Annotated in this window: 1 protein-coding gene; it reads right to left on the bottom strand. The window is 63.7% G+C overall.

All coding sequences use genetic code 11. From position 1 onward, the window contains the following. Nucleotides 1-161 precede the first annotated feature (161 nt). A partial coding sequence (locus AC1DY7_RS31250) for a transposase (RefSeq protein ID WP_477497638.1) occupies nt 162-740 on the bottom strand: 579 nt, incomplete at its 5' end.

Below are 740 nucleotides of genomic sequence, written 5' to 3'. Positions count from 1 at the left end.
CTGACGAAATAGTCAAATCGCTCCAAACCGCAGGGCAGCGGCTCGTTGCGGAGCTAGGAGCCTGACTCTGTAATGGGACCCGCCGAGGCGATCTGGGTCGGCAGGGATTCTGGCGTGGATGACAGAGTGCGTCCGATCGAGCCGCGGTTGTGTCACAATGATCAGGCCGGTGTCATCGATCTTTGTGCTCCTGCCAGCTTGAGGATGTTGTGGACGGTGCACAGCATTGCCCATTCGGCGGCGACCTWGTTCAGCCCTCGCATCAGGAACTGGCGGAAGCCGCGGGCCTGTTTGATTTGGCCGAAGACGGGCTCGACGGTCTGCTTGCGCAAGCGATAGGGATTGGCAAATCCGTCCCGGCGCAAGCGCTCGCGCATCTGCTCCACCTTCACTCCGAGGCCTTTGCCGCCGTCGGCGGCCGCCTCGCCATGCTTCTGCCGGCCCGTCGCGATGAAGGCCTCGATCTCGCGGTCCTCCATGGCCTGGATATTGTCTTGCGAGCAATAGCCGCTGTCGGCCGATATCTGGGTCGGCTTGGCGCCGGTGTTGGCGATCACCGCGTCGATCATCGGCACCAATTGGCCGCTGTCGGCGGCGCAGTCGCTCAGCCCATGGGCGAGGATCACCTGGGCCTTGGTGTCGACGGCCGCCTGCGCATTGTAGGCCTGCACAAAGCCGTCGCGGCCCTTCATGATGCGGCTTTCCGGATCGGTGAAGTTGCGCTGCGCCTTGTCCGACGG

This window comes from Mycobacterium sp. P2_H7 (genome assembly GCF_056403275.1).
This window is presented reverse-complemented; position numbering and strand designations above follow the sequence as displayed.